The 17,848-nt window shown below is 32.6% G+C and carries 16 protein-coding genes; 12 read left to right on the forward strand and 4 right to left on the reverse strand.

The window, feature by feature from the left end; genetic code table 11:
- Nucleotides 1-193 precede the first annotated feature (193 nt).
- The 4 genes from AC1Q7N_RS05160 to ptsP all read left to right on the forward strand — a co-directional run bounded on the left by AC1Q7N_RS05160 (nucleotide 194) and on the right by ptsP (nucleotide 4,108).
- The gene (locus AC1Q7N_RS05160; RefSeq protein ID WP_001831690.1) at nucleotides 194-1,366 is read left to right on the forward strand and encodes a class I SAM-dependent rRNA methyltransferase; all 1,173 of its coding nucleotides are present in this window, start codon (nucleotides 194-196) and stop codon (nucleotides 1,364-1,366) included.
- A gap of 59 nt (nucleotides 1,367-1,425) precedes the next feature.
- Nucleotides 1,426-1,965 carry a hypothetical protein gene (locus AC1Q7N_RS05165; protein WP_001831644.1) on the forward strand — a complete coding sequence of 180 codons (540 nt, stop codon included), beginning with the start codon at nucleotides 1,426-1,428 and terminating at the stop codon, nucleotides 1,963-1,965.
- A gap of 155 nt (nucleotides 1,966-2,120) precedes the next feature.
- Nucleotides 2,121-2,387: a phosphocarrier protein HPr gene (locus AC1Q7N_RS05170; RefSeq protein ID WP_001831726.1), complete on the forward strand. Its 267-nt coding sequence runs from the start codon at nucleotides 2,121-2,123 to the stop codon at nucleotides 2,385-2,387.
- A gap of 2 nt (nucleotides 2,388-2,389) precedes the next feature.
- On the forward strand, nucleotides 2,390-4,108 hold the full coding sequence (ptsP, locus tag AC1Q7N_RS05175) for a phosphoenolpyruvate--protein phosphotransferase (protein WP_001831740.1): 1,719 nt from the start codon (nucleotides 2,390-2,392) through the stop codon (nucleotides 4,106-4,108).
- Between the two features lie 273 nt (nucleotides 4,109-4,381).
- On the opposite strand, the gene AC1Q7N_RS05180 is transcribed toward ptsP, so the two are convergent.
- A complete protein-coding gene (locus AC1Q7N_RS05180; RefSeq protein ID WP_001831684.1) occupies nucleotides 4,382-4,618 on the reverse strand; it encodes a glutaredoxin family protein in 237 nt (78 codons plus the stop codon).
- A 200-nt stretch (nucleotides 4,619-4,818) separates the two neighbouring features.
- On the opposite strand from AC1Q7N_RS05180, the gene AC1Q7N_RS05185 reads away from it, so the two are divergent.
- Genes AC1Q7N_RS05185 through AC1Q7N_RS05195 form a run of 3 tightly spaced genes read left to right on the forward strand, consistent with a single transcriptional unit; the run spans nucleotide 4,819 to nucleotide 7,902 of the window.
- Complete coding sequence (locus AC1Q7N_RS05185) at nucleotides 4,819-6,174, forward strand: cytochrome ubiquinol oxidase subunit I (RefSeq protein ID WP_001833075.1); 1,356 nt, start codon at nucleotides 4,819-4,821, stop codon at nucleotides 6,172-6,174.
- Nucleotides 6,171-7,187: a cytochrome d ubiquinol oxidase subunit II gene (locus AC1Q7N_RS05190; RefSeq protein WP_001831709.1), complete on the forward strand. Its 1,017-nt coding sequence runs from the start codon at nucleotides 6,171-6,173 to the stop codon at nucleotides 7,185-7,187. The genes AC1Q7N_RS05185 and AC1Q7N_RS05190 overlap by 4 nt, the downstream gene beginning before the upstream one ends.
- Before the next feature lie 55 nt (nucleotides 7,188-7,242).
- Nucleotides 7,243-7,902, forward strand: a complete 660-nt coding sequence (locus tag AC1Q7N_RS05195) for a potassium channel family protein (RefSeq protein ID WP_001831652.1) — start codon at nucleotides 7,243-7,245, stop codon at nucleotides 7,900-7,902.
- Nucleotides 7,903-8,883: 981 nt separating this feature from the next.
- Here the strand turns inward: AC1Q7N_RS05195 and rnjA are convergent.
- From rnjA to def, 3 genes are all read right to left on the reverse strand, one after another.
- Nucleotides 8,884-10,566, reverse strand: coding sequence for a ribonuclease J1 (gene rnjA / locus AC1Q7N_RS05200; RefSeq protein ID WP_001831649.1), 1,683 nt, complete (start codon nucleotides 10,564-10,566; stop codon nucleotides 8,884-8,886).
- Nucleotides 10,566-10,784: a DNA-dependent RNA polymerase subunit epsilon gene (locus AC1Q7N_RS05205; RefSeq protein WP_001831646.1), complete on the reverse strand. Its 219-nt coding sequence runs from the start codon at nucleotides 10,782-10,784 to the stop codon at nucleotides 10,566-10,568. Before AC1Q7N_RS05205 ends, rnjA begins: the two co-directional genes overlap by 1 nt.
- A gap of 431 nt (nucleotides 10,785-11,215) precedes the next feature.
- Nucleotides 11,216-11,767 (reverse strand): peptide deformylase, encoded by a 552-nt coding sequence (def, locus tag AC1Q7N_RS05210; RefSeq protein ID WP_001831696.1) that lies wholly within the window; start codon nucleotides 11,765-11,767, stop codon nucleotides 11,216-11,218.
- 182 nt (nucleotides 11,768-11,949) lie between these two features.
- On the opposite strand from def, the gene AC1Q7N_RS05215 reads away from it, so the two are divergent.
- The 5 genes from AC1Q7N_RS05215 to lpdA all read left to right on the forward strand — a co-directional run bounded on the left by AC1Q7N_RS05215 (nucleotide 11,950) and on the right by lpdA (nucleotide 17,683).
- Nucleotides 11,950-12,576, forward strand: coding sequence for a YkyA family protein (locus AC1Q7N_RS05215; RefSeq protein WP_002486059.1), 627 nt, complete (start codon nucleotides 11,950-11,952; stop codon nucleotides 12,574-12,576).
- A 170-nt stretch (nucleotides 12,577-12,746) separates the two neighbouring features.
- Nucleotides 12,747-13,859 (forward strand): pyruvate dehydrogenase (acetyl-transferring) E1 component subunit alpha, encoded by a 1,113-nt coding sequence (gene pdhA / locus AC1Q7N_RS05220; RefSeq protein WP_001831653.1) that lies wholly within the window; start codon nucleotides 12,747-12,749, stop codon nucleotides 13,857-13,859.
- A gap of 3 nt (nucleotides 13,860-13,862) precedes the next feature.
- Complete coding sequence (locus AC1Q7N_RS05225) at nucleotides 13,863-14,840, forward strand: alpha-ketoacid dehydrogenase subunit beta (RefSeq protein ID WP_001831654.1); 978 nt, start codon at nucleotides 13,863-13,865, stop codon at nucleotides 14,838-14,840.
- 130 nt (nucleotides 14,841-14,970) lie between these two features.
- A complete protein-coding gene (locus AC1Q7N_RS05230) occupies nucleotides 14,971-16,272 on the forward strand; it encodes a dihydrolipoamide acetyltransferase family protein (protein ID WP_001831683.1) in 1,302 nt (433 codons plus the stop codon).
- A gap of 4 nt (nucleotides 16,273-16,276) precedes the next feature.
- Nucleotides 16,277-17,683: a dihydrolipoyl dehydrogenase gene (gene lpdA / locus AC1Q7N_RS05235; RefSeq protein ID WP_001831650.1), complete on the forward strand. Its 1,407-nt coding sequence runs from the start codon at nucleotides 16,277-16,279 to the stop codon at nucleotides 17,681-17,683.
- Nucleotides 17,684-17,848 lie beyond the last annotated feature (165 nt).

The following is a 17,848-nucleotide window of genomic DNA, read 5'->3' on the forward strand; positions in this document are numbered from 1 at the left end:
GAAAGGTTTCTATGTGAGCAATACATTTCATGGGTGGGATAGTGAATTCAGAATGAATTTCGTCCCACTCTTTTTCTGTGTGATTCACTAAAGTTATTTGTTAAAATGATGTTGAAATTATATGGTGTTAACTGATTTACGAAACAAAATTATCATAACTAACAGTGATAAAAATTAAGAGAGGTATTCATTTATGAAACTTGCTACGCTAAATAAAGGCAAAGAAACAAAGTATTTAAACCACTATCCATTAATAGATGAAGAAGATTTATTTGAACATGATCATCTTAAAGAAGGTGATTTGATAACACTGGTGACAGAGCAACAACAATATATAGCTACTGGATATATTGGAAGACAACATAAAGGATTAGGGTGGGTATTGAGTTATAATCAAAATGAAGAGATTAACACTTTGTTTTTTAAACGTTTATTTGAAGCTGCATTAGAAGAGCGACAATACTATTTCAACATAGAAGGTACAAATGCATTTAGATTATTTAATGCTGAAGGTGACGGTGTAGGTGGCCTGACAATTGATAATTATAACGGACATCTTTTAATTCAATGGTATTCGAAAGGAATATATAAATTTAGATTTCCTATCTTAGAAGCAATCAAAGAGGTATATGAATACACTTCAATTTTTGAGAAAATGCGTTTTAAAGGTACTTCCTACACTGGTGGCTTTGTAGAAGGTAATGCTCCTGAATTTCCTATCGTTGTAGAAGAAAATTTTACCTTTTATAATGTAGACCTAAACGATGGTCTTATGACTGGTATATTTTTAGATCAAAAAGAAGTTAGAAAAAAATTAAGAGATCAGTTTTCAGAAAGACGACACGTACTTAACTTATTCAGTTACACTGGAGCGTTTTCAGTAATAGCAGCTGAAAATGCAAACTCAACAACAAGTGTAGACTTAGCAAATCGCTCTAGAGGGCTAACTGAAGAAAATTTTGGTTTAAATGGTATTAATCCTAAATCTCAATATATTTATGTTATGGATACGTTTGATTTTTATAATTATGCAGGACGACATGGACATCAATACGATACAATTGTTATTGATCCACCTAGCTTTGCGAGAAATAAGAAAAAAACATTCTCTGTTCAAAAAGATTATAATTTATTAATTGAAGGAGCCCTTAACATTTTATCGCCAGGAGGTACATTACTATTATGTACGAATTCAAGTGCATTTTCTCTTAAGGCATTTAAAAACGTAATAAAGAAAACATTAGCCCAAAATAATATTGTATATGAAATAAATGAAGTAATGGGGTTACCTAAAGATTTTAAAACTCATCCTCACTACAAACCTTCAAAATATTTAAAAGCAGTATTTGTAACAATAAAACATTAATTTTCTATAAATATGGGTATAAATCACTGTTGAAGTTTTATTTGAAAGGATGTCATTATATGGGAATTAGAAGTAAACTAACTAATAATATTACAAATAAAGTAGGGAACTCATTATTGAACATAGAGGAAATTAAAGAGAAAGGTGATTTGCCAACTACACAGGAAGAACTTAGACAACGCAGAGAAAGAGCTGAAACTCTAGTTAAAAAGAAATCGCTACTTTCCTCCGGTGCTAGTATTGTCCCTATTCCAGGACTTGATTTTGGAGTAGATCTTAAATTAATGAGAGATATTATAGAGGATGTAAATAAAATTTATGGTTTAGATCACGATCAAGTTAATTCATTGAGTGATCAAGTGAAAGAAAGAATTATGTCTGCAGCGGCAATTCAAGGAAGTCAATTTATTGGACGTAAGGTATCTGAGGCGTTGCTTAAAGTTGTGATTAAAGATGTAGCTAAACGAGCAGCTGCCAAACAAACAAAATGGTTCCCGTTTGTTGGGCAAGCTGTATCTGCATCCATTAGCTATTATTTTATGAGCAAATTAGGTAAAGATCATATTAATAAATGTGAAAAAGTTATCAATAACTTATAGAAGTGTTATAATCGTCTCGAGGTGCAAAATTTATATGTTGAAAACGATTTTAAACGAATTGAATTTAGCTATAGGTTTTGGTAAAGTTAAGTTGTAAATATTTTGTTAGATTGTAATAATATTGAAGATTCTAACTGTACAAAGGAGAGTTTAATATGGAACAAAAATCATATGTAATCACAGACGAAACAGGGATTCATGCTCGCCCTGCTACAATGCTAGTACAAACTGCATCAAAATTTGATTCAGATATTCAATTAGAATATAACGGGAAGAAAGTTAATTTAAAATCAATCATGGGTGTAATGAGCTTAGGTGTAGGTAAAGATGCTGAAATAACTATTTATGCTGACGGTAGCGATGAAACTGACGCAATTCAATCTATCACTGATGTCTTATCAAAAGAAGGTTTAGCTGAATAATTATGTCTAAATTAATTAAAGGGATTGCTGCATCAGATGGTGTGGCAATCGCAAAAGCTTACTTAATTGTAGAGCCAGACTTATCCTATGACAGTAACGAAAAAGTTACTGACATAGAAAGTGAAGTTGAAAAGTTTAATGACGCTATCGAAGCTTCAAAAATCGAATTAACTAAAATAAGAAATAATGCCGAAGCTCAATTAGGTGCTGATAAAGCAGCGATTTTTGATGCACATTTACTTGTTTTAGATGATCCAGAATTAATACAACCCATTCAAGACAAAATTAGAAATGACAAAGTCAATGCTGCAACTGGTTTGGATGAAGTAACGACACAATTTATTTCTATTTTTGAGTCAATGGATAATGAATACATGAAAGAACGTGCAGCTGATATCAGAGATGTTTCTAAACGTGTATTGGCTCATATTCTAGGTGTAGATTTACCTAATCCTAGTTTAATCAATGAAAGTGCTGTCATTGTAGGTAATGACCTCACACCTTCAGATACAGCACAGTTAAATAAAGAATTTGTTCAAGGTTTTGTAACTAATATCGGTGGTAGAACAAGCCACTCTGCAATTATGAGTCGTTCATTAGAGATTGCAGCTGTTGTCGGTACTAAATCTATCACTGAAGAAGTTAAACAAGGTGATATGATTATTGTAGATGGTATGTCCGGAGATGTTATCATAGATCCTACAGAAGATGAGTTAATTGCTTATCAAAATAAACGTGAGCGTTTCTTTGAAGATAAGAAAGAACTTCAAAAATTGCGCGATGCTGATACAGTAACAGTTGACGGTGTTCATGCTGAACTAGCTGCTAATATTGGTACTCCAGATGACTTATCAGGAGTTATTGATAACGGTGCACAAGGGATAGGTTTATACCGTACAGAATTCTTGTACATGGGTAGAGATCAAATGCCTACTGAGGAAGAACAATTCGAGGCTTATAAAAAGGTACTTGAAACTATGGACGGTAAACGTGTAGTTGTACGTACTTTAGATATTGGCGGAGATAAGGAGCTTCCATACTTAGATTTGCCTAAAGAAATGAATCCATTCTTAGGTTATCGTGCGATACGTTTATGTTTAGCACAGCCGGAAATCTTTAGACCACAATTACGTGCATTACTACGTGCTTCAGTCTATGGGAAATTGAATATTATGTTCCCAATGGTAGCAACAATTAAAGAATTCCGTGACGCTAAATCAATGCTTCTTGAAGAGAAAGAAAATCTTCTTCGCGAAGGTTACGAAGTTTCAGATGATATTGAATTAGGTATTATGGTTGAAATTCCAGCTACCGCGGCACTTGCTGATGTATTTGCTAAAGAAGTAGATTTCTTTAGTATAGGAACGAATGACTTAATTCAATACACATTAGCTGCTGACCGTATGTCTGAACGAGTTTCATACTTATATCAACCATATAATCCTTCAATTTTACGATTAGTTAAACAAGTTATTGAAGCTTCTCATAAAGAAGGTAAATGGACTGGTATGTGTGGTGAAATGGCTGGAGATCAAACAGCTGTGCCTTTATTATTAGGTTTAGGTTTAGATGAGTTCTCAATGAGTGCGACTTCTATCCTAAAAGCTAGAAGACAAATCAATGGTTTAAGTAAAAATGAAATGGCTGAACTCGCTAATAGAGCTGTTGAATGCTCAACGCAAGAGGAAGTCGTTGATTTAGTTAACCAATTAGCTAAATAATTGACTTTAAAAAGAATAATTTAAGAGTCTAGGACATAAAGTTCTTAGACTAGAAAAAGACAATTTCTATTGAAATAATATAGAAATTGTCTTTTTATAATTGTTTAAATTATATTCGTTTGTTGAATTGCTATTTTTCTACAAAATATGTTCTGGAATATTTTTATTTTTGTTAATATATTATATTTATTTAATAAATTTTTAAAAGACGAGGATTTTGTTTAGCTAGTCTGAAAATTTGAAATTAGACACGCATAAAATAATAAATAGAAATTAAGGTGTAATATTCAATTCATCATTCAATTTTTCCATATCTACTTGATACATTGGCATCCCTTTAAGCAAAATAAAAGGTGTAGCAAAAGCATCGTAATCCATCATTTCATTTTTATATTTTTGGTTTTTGATATTTTTTTCTGTAAATTTTATATTTTTATTTACTAAATAATTTTTAATAAAAGCACAAGGTGGACAGTCATCTTGTGTATAAATAATCACTGTATCAGTCATACATTACATCCTCTCATGATTTATCTTACCACACTATATAAAAAATGAGACGTCATTTCAACTTTGTGAACGTTGTGTGAAAAGACATAAAATCGTCACAGTGATTTAAAGCAATTTAATTTAGTTCAATAGTACTAAGGACTTATAATTCTAATCACTTGTCACTCCAATAACTAAAAAAAATGAAGGGTGATTAATAGATGGATTCAGTAGAAATAGCTCGATTGTTGACGGGTATGACACTTGCAGTGCATATCATATTTGCAACAATTGGTGTTGGTATGCCACTTATGTTTGCAATAGCAGAGTTTATTGGCATAAAGAAAAATGATGCGAATTATATCACATTGGCTAAAAGATGGTCGAAAGGCTACACGATAACCGTTGCTGTTGGAGTCGTTACAGGTACTATTATTGGTTTACAACTTTCACTTGTCTGGCCAACATTTATGAAAATGGGCGGTCATGTTATCGCATTACCACTATTCATGGAAACTTTTGCATTCTTTTTTGAAGCAATCTTTTTAAGTATTTATTTATACACTTGGGAAAGATTTAAAAATAAATGGACACATTTTTTCATATCTATACCCGTTATTATAGGAGGTTCATTCTCAGCATTCTTTATTACATCAGTCAATTCATTTATGAATACCCCAGCTGGTTTTGAAATTAAAAATGGTCGTATGGTAAATGTTCAGCCATTAGAAGCAATGTTTAATTCATCGTTTATGGTTCGTGCTTTACATGTAGTTGCAACTGCAGGTATGACGATGGCGTTTATATTAGCAGCCATCGCAGCGTTTAAATTATTACGTCATAATCATACAGAAGATAGAACATACCATACAAAAGCTCTTAATTTAAGCATGATTGTTGGATTCATCAATACCGTTCTTTCGATGATTGCAGGAGATTTATCTGCTAAATTTTTACACAAAGTTCAACCAGATAAGCTTGCAGCATATGAATGGCATTATGATACGCAATCTCATGCGAATTTAGTTCTTTTCGGTGTATTAAATGAAAAAACACATGAAGTTTCAGGAGCACTAGAGATTCCCGGATTACTTAGTTTTTTAGCAGATAATAGCTTTAATACAAAAGTTAAAGGTTTAAATGAATTTCCTAAAAATGAATTACCTCCTATGATAGTGCATTACTTTTTCGATTTGATGGTATCAATGGGAATATTCTGTTTTATCATTTCAGGACTATATATGTTATTTTTAATTGTTAAAAAGTTACGTAAATATGTAACTAGTAATATGATGTTATACGCTATCTTGTTAACTGGTCCTGCATCAATGTTAGCGATAGAATTTGGTTGGTTCTTAACTGAAATGGGTCGTCAACCGTGGATTATACGAGGATATATGCGCGTATCAGAAGCTGCTACCCAGGCGGGGGGAATCACATTAGTAACGACGCTATTCGGTTTACTATATCTTTTATTACTAGTTACTTCGGCTTATGTACTAATTAGAATGTTTAAAAATCAACCTGCTTATAAAGATGTAGAAAAAGTGATTAAAGAGAGAGGTGAAACAAAATGATTTACGCTTATATCGGTATAACAGTATTATGGGTATTTTTATTTTGTTATATTATTATCGCCTCCATTGATTTTGGTGCAGGATTTTTCGCATTGCATTCTAAAATGACAGGTAATGAGAAAAAGGTTAATCATTTAATCCATAGATACCTCAATCCAGTTTGGGAAGTTACAAATGTCTTTTTCGTTTTCTTTTTTGTAGGATTTATAGGTTTTTTTCCTGATTCTGCTAAATACTTAGGAACAGTTTTATTAGTACCCGGATCAATAGCTTTAATTCTTATTTCTATACGAAGTAGTTTTTATGCTTTTGAAAATTATGGTCAAGATACTAAACTGCCCTGGATTGTATTATATGGTTTAACAGGGCTGTTAATTCCAGCTTCTCTAGCAACTGCTCTAACAATTTCAGAAGGTGGTTATATCTATGAGCATGGCACACATATTGATTTAGACTGGATACAATTATTATTAAGTCCATTTGCATGGTCTGTAGTATTCTTAGCCATTGTTTCAGTTCTTTATATTTCATCAGGTTTTTTAACATATTATGCTCATAAAGCAAATGATCAACCTGCTTATGATATGACACGACAATGGCATATTTTTTGGGGGCCACCTATGATTGTGATTTCATTATTTGTTTTCTTATCTCTTAGAATTCAAAATTCTGATCACTTTAGAACTGCTATTTTTAATTATTGGTGGATGTTTGCAATCAGCTTTATATTTTTTATAATAGCTGGATTACTGACTATATTTAAAAAGAAACACGGTCTAGCTTTTATCATGGTTATATTGCAAATGTTATTTGCATTCTTTGGCTACGGAATGAGTAAACTTCCATATTTACTTTATCCGTTTATTAAAATTACAGACTCCCATGTCAATCCGGAAATGGGATTATCATTAGTTATTGTTTTTGTTTTAGGTTTACTTTTATTAATTCCATCGTTAATATTATTATTAAGATTATTTGTTTTCGACAAAGCATATGTGGAAGGAAAGAAATAATAAGACTCTGAGGAATGTTAGTAATCATTCCTCTTTTATATAGTGGAGGACGAATATGGATAAAGAGTATGTCGTAATTGGACTAGGGCGTTTTGGTGGTAGTATTGTTAGAGAACTTAACGCATTAGACATGGATGTTATGGCTATTGATAGAGACGAAAATCGTGTTAACGAATATAGTGATATAGCAACACATGCAGTTGTTGCTGATACAACTGATGAGGCAGTAATGAAGAGTTTAGGAATACGTAATTTCGATCATGTTATTGTCGCTATTGGTGAGAATATACAATCTAGTACACTAACGACGTTAATTCTTAAAGAATTAGGTGTTAAAAAGGTTACTGCTAAAGCCCAAAATGATTATCATGCTAAGATTTTAAATAAAATAGGTGCCGATACTGTTGTGCACCCTGAAAGAGATATGGGAAGACGTATTGCTCATAATGTTGCTAGTGCTAGTGTCCTTGACTACTTGGAACTTGCTGATGAGCATTCAATCGTTGAATTAAAATCTACAGAAAAAATGGCAGGACAAACAATTATTGAATTAGATATTCGAGCTCAATATGGTATTAACATTATAGCAATTAAAAGAGCTAAAGAATTTATAGTCTCTCCAGACCCTAACATCAATATTGAAATAGGGGACATTTTAATTATGATTGGTCATGATAATGACTTAGGTCGCTTTGAAAAAAATATAAGCAAGTAAATGTTTGCATATCCAATTTCAAATTGATGTATGTGTACATTATAAGCGAATTGTTAAAAAGTGAAATTTGTTTCTTTTTATTTTTAAAACATTGTAATTGAAAACTAGTTTATAATGTTGAATCTTTTTTAGTATTTAAATAGATTAATAAAATTGTATTATTTTAAGCTTAGACATAACAAAGTACACTTAATTATTTGAACTTCTATGTAAATGTTATTCCTAAAACTTGATAAGTGAATAAAAATATTTCAAAATTATAAAAAGAAAACTGGGACATTAATTCCTAAAAAAGCAGTAAGATATTTTCTAATTGAAAATTACCTTACTGCTTTTCTCTATTTATACAATACTTAGTATTGAAAGACATGCCTTGTGAATAAAGGTTATAATATGACTTAATTTACTATACTAATAGAAACTTCAATACTCATCTTCATAAATGATATGTCTAGATATGTGAATGATAAAATTGAAACAATTATAGATACTGAATTTAATGAAATTGAATATCATTGTGATGCAATCTATTATATCATCGTAAAATATTGTTAAAAGTAGTTCTATATGTCTACACATAATCTGTATTTTTTGATTGGAATATAGAAATATTACTTTAAGAAACTTTCTGAACCTAAACCAAAAACAATTGGCTAGTTATAGAAGGAATATGATTTGTATTAAAGGAACTTATATAAGTAAGATAGTATATCAACAAGCTTATTATAGTTTGAAAATTATAAAAGAGACAATTTCTATATGAAATAATATAGAAATTGTCTCTTTTTACTAGTTTAAGAACTTTTAGCTCTAAACTCCTTTTTGTAAGAAATTCAAAGATAAAAGATATAATCTCAAATCGTATTAAATAAATAATTCAAAATAATTAATTACTACTAAAAATATATAATACTATTAGAGTAATGGAAACATTTAAAGTAGTATAAATTCATTGTAACTTGATTAAATATATTTAAGTGTTTATTTATCTTCATTTACTTTCATTATCACAGGTAAAATCATAGGTTTTCGAGCTGTTTTTTCATAAAGATAAGGATGTAATGTTTCGATAATTGAAGATTTAATTTGATGCCATTGAATATCTTTATTGCTGTTAAGTTTAGAAATGACATCGCCTTTAATTTTACGTTGAGCATCATAAATTAATTGACCAGATTCCCGCATATAAACAAAACCGCGTGAAATAATATCAGGGCCAGATAGTAATTTGTTAGTATTAAAGTCAATGCTCACAACAACAATAACTAACCCTTCTTCTGAAAGTAATTTACGATCTCTGATGACAACATTGCCAATATCACCTATACCACTGCCATCAACAAGTACATTGCCGGAAGGAATTCTTCCTGCTTTTCGTGCAGAATCATGTGTTAAAGCAAGTACATCACCGATATCGAAAATAAATACATTATCTTCATCAACACCGCATTGAACACCAGTCTCACCATGAGCTTTAAGCATACGATATTCACCGTGAATTGGCAGGAAGTATTTAGGTTGAATCAGACGTAACATTAATTGTTGATCACCTTGAGAACCGTGTCCAGAAGTGTGAATGTTTGAAATTTTACTATGAATCACATCTGCACCAGCTTTGTACAACGCATTAATTGTACGATTGATACTCTTAGTGTTACCTGGAATAGGCGAAGAACTAAATACTACAGTGTCTTCCGGTATAATTTTTATTTGCTTATGTGTACCATTTGCAATTCTTGATAATGCAGCCATAGGTTCACCTTGAGAACCAGTACAAAGAATGAGTAACTCGTGTTTAGGTACACTATTTATTTTATTAGGTTCTATAAACGTTTCTGGTGGCGCTTTGATATATCCTAGTTCCATACCAATTTTGATATTGTTTTCCATTGAACGTCCAAATGTAACGATTTTACGATTATATTTAATTGCTGCTTCAACTGCTTGCTGAACACGATAAATATTAGAAGCAAAAGTTGCAAAGATAATACGCCCCTTACAATTTCTGAAAATTTTATCGACATTCTGTCCAACTTCACGTTCACTTAAAGTAAAATCTGGAACTAGTGCGTTTGTTGAGTCTGATAGTAAGCACAACACACCTTCATGACCTAATTGAGCCATTTTAGCTATGTTAGCAGGCTCACCTACAGGAGTAAAGTCAAATTTGAAGTCTCCCGTATGAACAATTTTACCTTCAGGTGTATCGACTATAACGCCATATGCTTCTGGAATACTATGTGTGGTTAGATAGAAAGAAATTTCAAAATGTTTAGACTTAATTACGCTACTTTCATCTATTTCATGTAATTCAGTCGTTCTAAGCAAATGATGTTCTTCTAGTTTATTGCGAATGAGACCTAATGCTAATGGACCACCGTAAATAGGTACATTAATTTGTTTTAATAGGAAGGGCACACCACCTATATGGTCTTCGTGTCCATGAGTAATAAACAGACCGACAATTTTATCTTGGTTCTGTTCTAAGTAAGTGTAATCAGGAATTACATAATCAATTCCTAACAGATTATCGTCAGGGAATTTGATTCCAGCATCAATGATTACAATTTCATCTTTGTACTCAACAGCATAGGTATTTTTTCCAACTTCACCTAAACCACCAAGTGCATATACACCTACTTCATTTGAATGTAGTTGTTTCATTATTCGGCGTTCTCCACATTAAAGTGTGTTGAATGTTCTTTTTCATATTCTAAGTGTGCGCCCTCTAATTTAGTAATAAATTCAATATTAAAATTTCGGTCTTTCAAATAACGTCTCACTTGTTCCTCAGTTTGTCCCTCAACATAAATTGTTTGAGTATTTTCACGAACGATGACTTCATCTTTATTATGTTGATAAAATACTTTAAATACTGCCATTGTTGTATTGTCCTCCTATAAATTATAATTGTTATTTTTTACGACCCTAGTTGTGAATACTCGGGTTATTAAAGATTTTTTACATATCCATTAGAGTATTATTCTTCAATAATTTTTGTGTTCTAAATTTAATTTGTTAGAAACATACCAGCTCAATCTAAACGTTATTTTTATACTTGTTTAATCTCACTGCCCAGTATGTTCTCTAGGGCAATAATGTCGTTCAAGATTTGAAATTAGTATCAATTTACTAAGATTTCAGTTAAGTTATATTTTACATGATGTTTTTGAATAAATAAAGCAGTTTTATTTTGCATGTACTTTGTTGTTTTTAAATTAATCCTAATGACATTTGAATTACTTTTAAAAAAACACTTCATTAAGTAAGTATAAAATACAACTTAATGAAGTGTTTTAATATAATTCATGATTTAGACTTCTACGGCCTCTTCATGTGGTTTTAGAGGTTCATTGGCATCAATATAATCATAAAACATAATGCCATTTAGATGATCAATTTCGTGTTGAAATACAATTGCAGGATAGCCTTTGAGACGTAATTTAACATCATTTCCATCAATATCTTGAGCTTTAATAGTGACTCTATGATGACGATGCACTAAACCTGGGATGTTTTCATCAACACTTAGACAACCTTCGCCAGTTGGTAAATAAGCTTCTTGTACACTGTAACTCATTATTTTAGGATTTACGAGCATATAATCATACGATTTACCGTTTCCATCATCAGGTAAGTAGACAGCAATCATACGTTTTGGTTCATTAATTTGTGGAGCAGCTAAACCTACGCCAGAACGTAAACCATAACGTTTTGCGGTTTCTTCATCCTGACTATTGATTAGAAATTCACGCATTGCGCGCAATGTTTCTTTATCATTGTTAGAAAGTGGGAAGCTTAATTCTTTCGCTTTTTCACGAAGTGTTGGATGACCATCTCTTATAATATCTTTCATTGTTATCATGTCATACACCTTCCTTATTAAATAATATATCAGATAAGATAGACACAAGTACATTAATAGATACTCAAAGATTTTATTGCTTTAAATGTTTGCACTAGAATATAGAATGATAGCTTTATATTGATTTATTATAATTTATTATTTAATATTACAAGCGAACAACTTTGAGGAGGTAACAGTTCATGAATTTTAAAAAGACTGTAGCAATTGTCCTAACGTCAGCAGTGTTATTAGCTGGATGTACTATAGATAAAAAAGAAATTAAAAAATATGATGATCAAGTACAAAAAGCTATGGACCAAGAGAAAACCGTTAATCAAGTAAGTAAAAAAATAAACGAATTAGAAGAGAAAAAGCAAAAATTATTTAAAAAGGTAAATGATAAAGATCAAAGCACACGTAAAAAAGCAGCTGAAGATATAGTTGAAAATGTAAAACAAAGACAAAAAGAATTTGAAAAAGAAGAGAAGGCTCTAGATAATTCTGAAAAAGCATTTAAACAAGCCAAGCAATATCTTGAACATGTAGAAAACAAAGCAAAGAAAAAAGAAGTTGAACAACTTGATAGTGCTATTAAAGAAAAATATAAATCACATGATGCTTATGCAAAGGCTTACAAAAAAGCACTTAATAAGGAAAAAGAACTGTTTTCTTATTTGAATGAAGATAATGCAACACAATCGGAAGTAGACGGAAAATCGAAAGATCTTTCTAAAGCATATAAAGAAATGAATAATAAATTTAATGCTTACTCAAAAGCCATTGAGAAAGTAAAAAGAGAAAAACAAGATGTAGACCAATTAAAATAAATAATGGGTTAATACAGTTACGTGATTTTTAATACAACAGGTCATGTAACTGTATTATTTTTATGTGGAACAGAACTTTATGAAATCGTTTAACAGAGATTTTTATTTGTGATACAATTAAGGAGGATAAAATGAATTTCTATTTACATGGGAAAGGTATGGTGAATTGAATGGCTCCTAAGTTACAAGCCCAATTCGATGCAGTTAAAGTTTTAAATGAGACTCAATCGAAATTTGAAATGGTTCAAATTTTGGATGAAGACGGAAATGTCGTTAATGAAGACTTAGTACCTGATTTAACAGACGAACAATTAGTGGAATTAATGGAAAGAATGGTATGGACTAGAATTCTTGATCAACGTTCTATTTCGTTAAATAGACAAGGACGTTTAGGTTTCTATGCACCAACAGCAGGACAAGAAGCTTCACAATTAGCATCTCAGTATGCTTTAGAAAGTGAAGACTTCATTTTACCTGGTTATCGTGATGTGCCTCAGATTATTTGGCATGGCTTACCTCTTACAGACGCATTCTTATTCTCAAGAGGACACTTCAAAGGTAACCAATTCCCTGAGGGAGTTAATGCACTTAGCCCTCAAATTATTATCGGTGCACAATATATTCAAACTGCCGGTGTAGCGTTTGGACTTAAAAAACGTGGCAAAAATGCAGTCGCAATTACTTATACAGGTGATGGTGGTTCATCACAAGGTGACTTCTATGAAGGAATTAACTTTGCATCTGCATACAAAGCACCTGCAATTTTTGTAATTCAAAACAATAACTATGCCATCTCTACACCACGTAGTAAACAAACAGCTGCAGAAACATTAGCACAAAAGGCTATTTCAGTTGGTATCCCTGGAATTCAAGTTGATGGTATGGATGCTTTAGCTGTTTATCAAGCAACATTAGAAGCACGTGAACGTGCAGTAGCAGGAGAAGGCCCTACTGTTATCGAAACTTTAACTTATCGTTATGGACCACATACTATGGCTGGTGATGATCCTACTCGTTATAGAACTTCAGATGAAGATGCTGAATGGGAGAAAAAAGACCCATTAGTACGTTTCAGAAAATATTTAGAAGCTAAAGGTCTTTGGAATGAAGACAAAGAAAATGAAGTGGTTGAACGTGCAAAATCTGAAATAAAAGCAGCTATTAAAGAGGCTGACAATACAGAAAAACAAACTGTTACTTCTCTAATGGATATCATGTATGAAGAAATGCCTCAAAATTTAGCAGAACAATATGAAATTTACAAAGAGAAGGAGTCGAAGTAAGCCATGGCACAAATGACAATGGTTCAAGCGATTAACGATGCGCTTAAAAGTGAACTCAAAAGAGACGAAGACGTTTTAGTTTTCGGTGAAGACGTTGGTGTTAACGGTGGTGTATTCCGTGTTACTGAAGGTTTACAAAAAGAATTTGGCGAAGATCGAGTATTTGATACACCATTAGCAGAGTCTGGAATTGGTGGGCTTGCACTAGGCTTAGCAGTGACTGGCTTCCGTCCTGTTATGGAAATTCAATTCTTAGGATTCGTTTATGAAGTATTTGACGAAGTAGCTGGTCAAATTGCTCGTACTCGTTTCCGTTCAGGTGGAACTAAACCAGCGCCTGTTACAATTCGTACACCTTTTGGTGGTGGCGTCCACACTCCAGAGTTGCATGCTGATAATTTAGAAGGTATCTTAGCTCAATCACCTGGTTTGAAAGTAGTTATTCCATCAGGTCCTTATGATGCTAAAGGATTATTAATTTCTTCTATTCAAAGTAATGATCCAGTTGTATATCTAGAACATATGAAATTATATCGTTCTTTCCGTGAAGAGGTTCCTGAAGAAGAATACAAAATTGACATTGGAAAAGCCAATGTTAAAAAAGAAGGTAATGATATTACTCTAATATCTTACGGGGCAATGGTACAAGAATCACTAAAAGCTGCTGAAGAGTTAGAAAAAGATGGTTATTCAGTTGAAGTTATTGACTTACGTACTGTACAACCAATTGATATAGATACTTTAGTAGCATCAGTTGAGAAAACTGGACGTGCTGTAGTTGTACAAGAAGCACAACGTCAAGCTGGTGTGGGTGCACAAGTGGCAGCAGAATTAGCAGAGCGAGCAATTCTTTCATTAGAAGCTCCAATAGCTCGAGTAGCCGCATCAGATACAATTTATCCATTTACTCAAGCTGAAAACGTTTGGTTACCAAATAAAAAAGATATTATAGAGCAAGCTAAGGCAACTTTAGAATTCTAATTATTAAAAAAGCAAACGTAAAAATATCAATCAAATAAAGTTTACATTTAGTTGTAAGGTTTTCCTTACCTTACAACTTTTGTATAAATTTTCAATAATTTAAATACGTAAATCTTAGGAGGACAAGAACGTGGCATTTGAATTTAGATTACCCGATATCGGGGAAGGTATCCACGAAGGTGAAATTGTTAAATGGTTTATTAAAGCCGGCGATACAATTGAAGAAGATGATGTATTAGCAGAAGTTCAAAATGATAAATCTGTAGTAGAAATTCCTTCTCCAGTAAGTGGTACTGTTGAAGAAGTGTTAGTAGATGAAGGAACAGTGGCAGTAGTAGGAGATGTCATCGTTAAAATTGATGCACCTGATGCAGAAGAAATGCAATTTAAAGGTCATGGCGATGATGAGGATTCTAAGAAAGAAGAAAAAGAACAAGAATCACCAGTGCAAGAAGAAGCTTCATCAACTCAATCACAAGAAAAGACAGAAGTAGATGAAAGTAAAACTGTTAAAGCGATGCCGTCAGTGCGTAAGTATGCACGTGAAAATGGTGTCAATATTAAAGCTGTAAATGGTTCTGGTAAAAATGGACGAATCACAAAAGAAGACATCGATGCATACTTAAATGGTGGTAGTTCCGAAGAAGGTTCAAACACTAGCGCAGCATCTGAATCAACTTCTAGTGATGTCGTTAATGCTTCTGCAACACAAGCATTACCAGAAGGCGACTTCCCTGAAACTACAGAAAAAATACCTGCAATGCGCAAAGCAATTGCTAAAGCAATGGTTAATTCTAAACACACTGCACCTCATGTTACATTAATGGATGAAATTGATGTGCAAGAATTATGGGATCACCGTAAGAAATTTAAAGAAATTGCTGCTGAACAAGGTACAAAACTTACTTTCTTACCATATGTTGTTAAAGCATTAGTTTCTGCACTTAAAAAATATCCAGCACTTAATACTTCTTTCAATGAAGAAGCTGGAGAGGTTGTACACAAACATTACTGGAATATTGGTATTGCTGCAGATACGGATAAAGGATTATTAGTACCAGTAGTTAAACATGCCGATCGTAAATCAATATTCGAAATTTCTGATGAAATTAATGAACTAGCTGTAAAAGCACGTGATGGTAAATTAACTTCAGAAGAAATGAAAGGTGCAACATGCACAATTAGTAATATCGGTTCCGCTGGTGGACAATGGTTCACTCCAGTTATCAATCACCCAGAAGTAGCTATCTTAGGAATTGGCCGTATCGCTCAAAAACCTATCGTTAAAGATGGAGAAATTGTAGCTGCACCAGTGTTAGCTTTATCATTAAGCTTTGACCATAGACAAATCGATGGTGCTACTGGACAAAATGCTATGAATCACATTAAACGCTTATTAAATAATCCAGAATTATTATTAATGGAGGGGTAAAAACATGGTAGTTGGAGATTTCCCAATTGAAACAGATACTATTGTAATAGGAGCAGGTCCAGGTGGATATGTCGCAGCCATTCGCGCGGCTCAATTAGGACAAAAGGTAACAATCGTTGAGAAAGGTAATTTAGGTGGTGTATGCTTAAACGTTGGTTGTATACCTTCAAAAGCATTACTACATGCTTCTCATCGCTTTGTTGAAGCGCAAAATTCAGAAAACTTAGGGGTAATTGCTGAAAGCGTTTCGTTAAACTATCAAAAAGTTCAAGAATTCAAGACTTCTGTAGTTAATAAATTAACTGGCGGTGTTGAAGGACTTTTAAAAGGTAACAAAGTAGAGATTGTTAGAGGTGAAGCTTATTTCGTTGATAACAATAGTTTACGTGTCATGGACGAAAAGAGTGCTCAAACTTACAATTTCAAACATGCGATTATAGCTACAGGTTCAAGACCAATTGAAATTCCAAATTTTGAATTTGGTAAACGTGTTATCGATTCAACAGGAGCTTTAAATCTACAAGAAGTACCTAACAAACTAGTTGTAGTTGGTGGCGGATATATCGGTTCTGAATTAGGTACTGCTTTTGCAAACTTTGGCTCTGAAGTTACTATCCTTGAAGGTGCAAAAGATATTTTAGGCGGATTTGAAAAGCAAATGACACAACCTGTTAAAAAAGGTATGAAAGAAAAAGGTATCGAAATCGTTACTGAAGCAATGGCAAAATCTGCAGAAGAAACTGAAAATGGTGTCAAAGTAACTTATGAGGCAAAAGGTGAGGAACAAACTATCGAAGCTGATTATGTATTAGTTACAGTTGGCCGTCGCCCTAATACTGATGAATTAGGATTAGAAGAACTTGGTCTGAAATTTGCTGATCGTGGATTACTAGAAGTGGACAAACAAAGTCGTACTTCTATTGAAAATATCTTTGCGATTGGAGATATTGTACCTGGATTACCATTAGCTCACAAAGCTAGTTATGAAGGTAAAGTTGCTGCTGAAGCGATAGATGGTCAAGCCGCAGAGGTAGACTATATTGGTATGCCAGCAGTTTGCTTTACAGAACCAGAATTAGCACAAGTTGGTTATACTGAAGCTCAAGCAAAAGAAGAAGGTTTATCAATTAAAGCTTCTAAATTCCCTTATGCAGCTAATGGACGAGCTTTATCATTAGATGATACAAATGGTTTTGTTAAGTTAATTACACTTAAAGAAGATGATACGCTTATTGGAGCACAAGTTGTAGGTACTGGCGCATCTGATATTATCTCTGAATTAGGTTTAGCTATTGAGTCAGGTATGAATGCTGAAGATATCGCATTAACTGTACATGCACACCCAACTTTAGGTGAAATGACAATGGAAGCTGCTGAAAAAGCAATTGGTTATCCAATTCATACTATGTAATTACTAGTTAATAATGATAAATGTATATAAATTAATATGATTTATTTATGATTTGTACGTATATTACTTTTTCGTTTGTATAGTCACGGACTGGCAAAGACATACGTATCTTAAATCATTTCAAAATACCCTTAGCGTTTAGCTACTCTAAATAATAGCAATCTG

It is taken from the genome of Staphylococcus sp. GW823-FHT05F06, assembly GCF_058795495.1.

Coding starts and splice junctions, on each gene's coding strand:
- AC1Q7N_RS05215 (WP_002486059.1), top strand. CDS start 11,950: ATGAATTTTAAAAAGACTGTAGCAATTGTCCTAACGTCAGCAGTGTTA.
- pdhA (WP_001831653.1), top strand. CDS start 12,747: ATGGCTCCTAAGTTACAAGCCCAATTCGATGCAGTTAAAGTTTTAAAT.
- AC1Q7N_RS05205 (WP_001831646.1), bottom strand. CDS start 10,784: ATGGCAGTATTTAAAGTATTTTATCAACATAATAAAGATGAAGTCATC.
- AC1Q7N_RS05190 (WP_001831709.1), top strand. CDS start 6,171: ATGATTTACGCTTATATCGGTATAACAGTATTATGGGTATTTTTATTT.
- lpdA (WP_001831650.1), top strand. CDS start 16,277: ATGGTAGTTGGAGATTTCCCAATTGAAACAGATACTATTGTAATAGGA.
- def (WP_001831696.1), bottom strand. CDS start 11,767: ATGATAACAATGAAAGATATTATAAGAGATGGTCATCCAACACTTCGT.
- AC1Q7N_RS05170 (WP_001831726.1), top strand. CDS start 2,121: ATGGAACAAAAATCATATGTAATCACAGACGAAACAGGGATTCATGCT.
- rnjA (WP_001831649.1), bottom strand. CDS start 10,566: ATGAAACAACTACATTCAAATGAAGTAGGTGTATATGCACTTGGTGGT.
- ptsP (WP_001831740.1), top strand. CDS start 2,390: ATGTCTAAATTAATTAAAGGGATTGCTGCATCAGATGGTGTGGCAATC.
- AC1Q7N_RS05180 (WP_001831684.1), bottom strand. CDS start 4,618: ATGACTGATACAGTGATTATTTATACACAAGATGACTGTCCACCTTGT.
- AC1Q7N_RS05160 (WP_001831690.1), top strand. CDS start 194: ATGAAACTTGCTACGCTAAATAAAGGCAAAGAAACAAAGTATTTAAAC.
- AC1Q7N_RS05165 (WP_001831644.1), top strand. CDS start 1,426: ATGGGAATTAGAAGTAAACTAACTAATAATATTACAAATAAAGTAGGG.
- AC1Q7N_RS05185 (WP_001833075.1), top strand. CDS start 4,819: ATGGATTCAGTAGAAATAGCTCGATTGTTGACGGGTATGACACTTGCA.
- AC1Q7N_RS05225 (WP_001831654.1), top strand. CDS start 13,863: ATGGCACAAATGACAATGGTTCAAGCGATTAACGATGCGCTTAAAAGT.
- AC1Q7N_RS05195 (WP_001831652.1), top strand. CDS start 7,243: ATGGATAAAGAGTATGTCGTAATTGGACTAGGGCGTTTTGGTGGTAGT.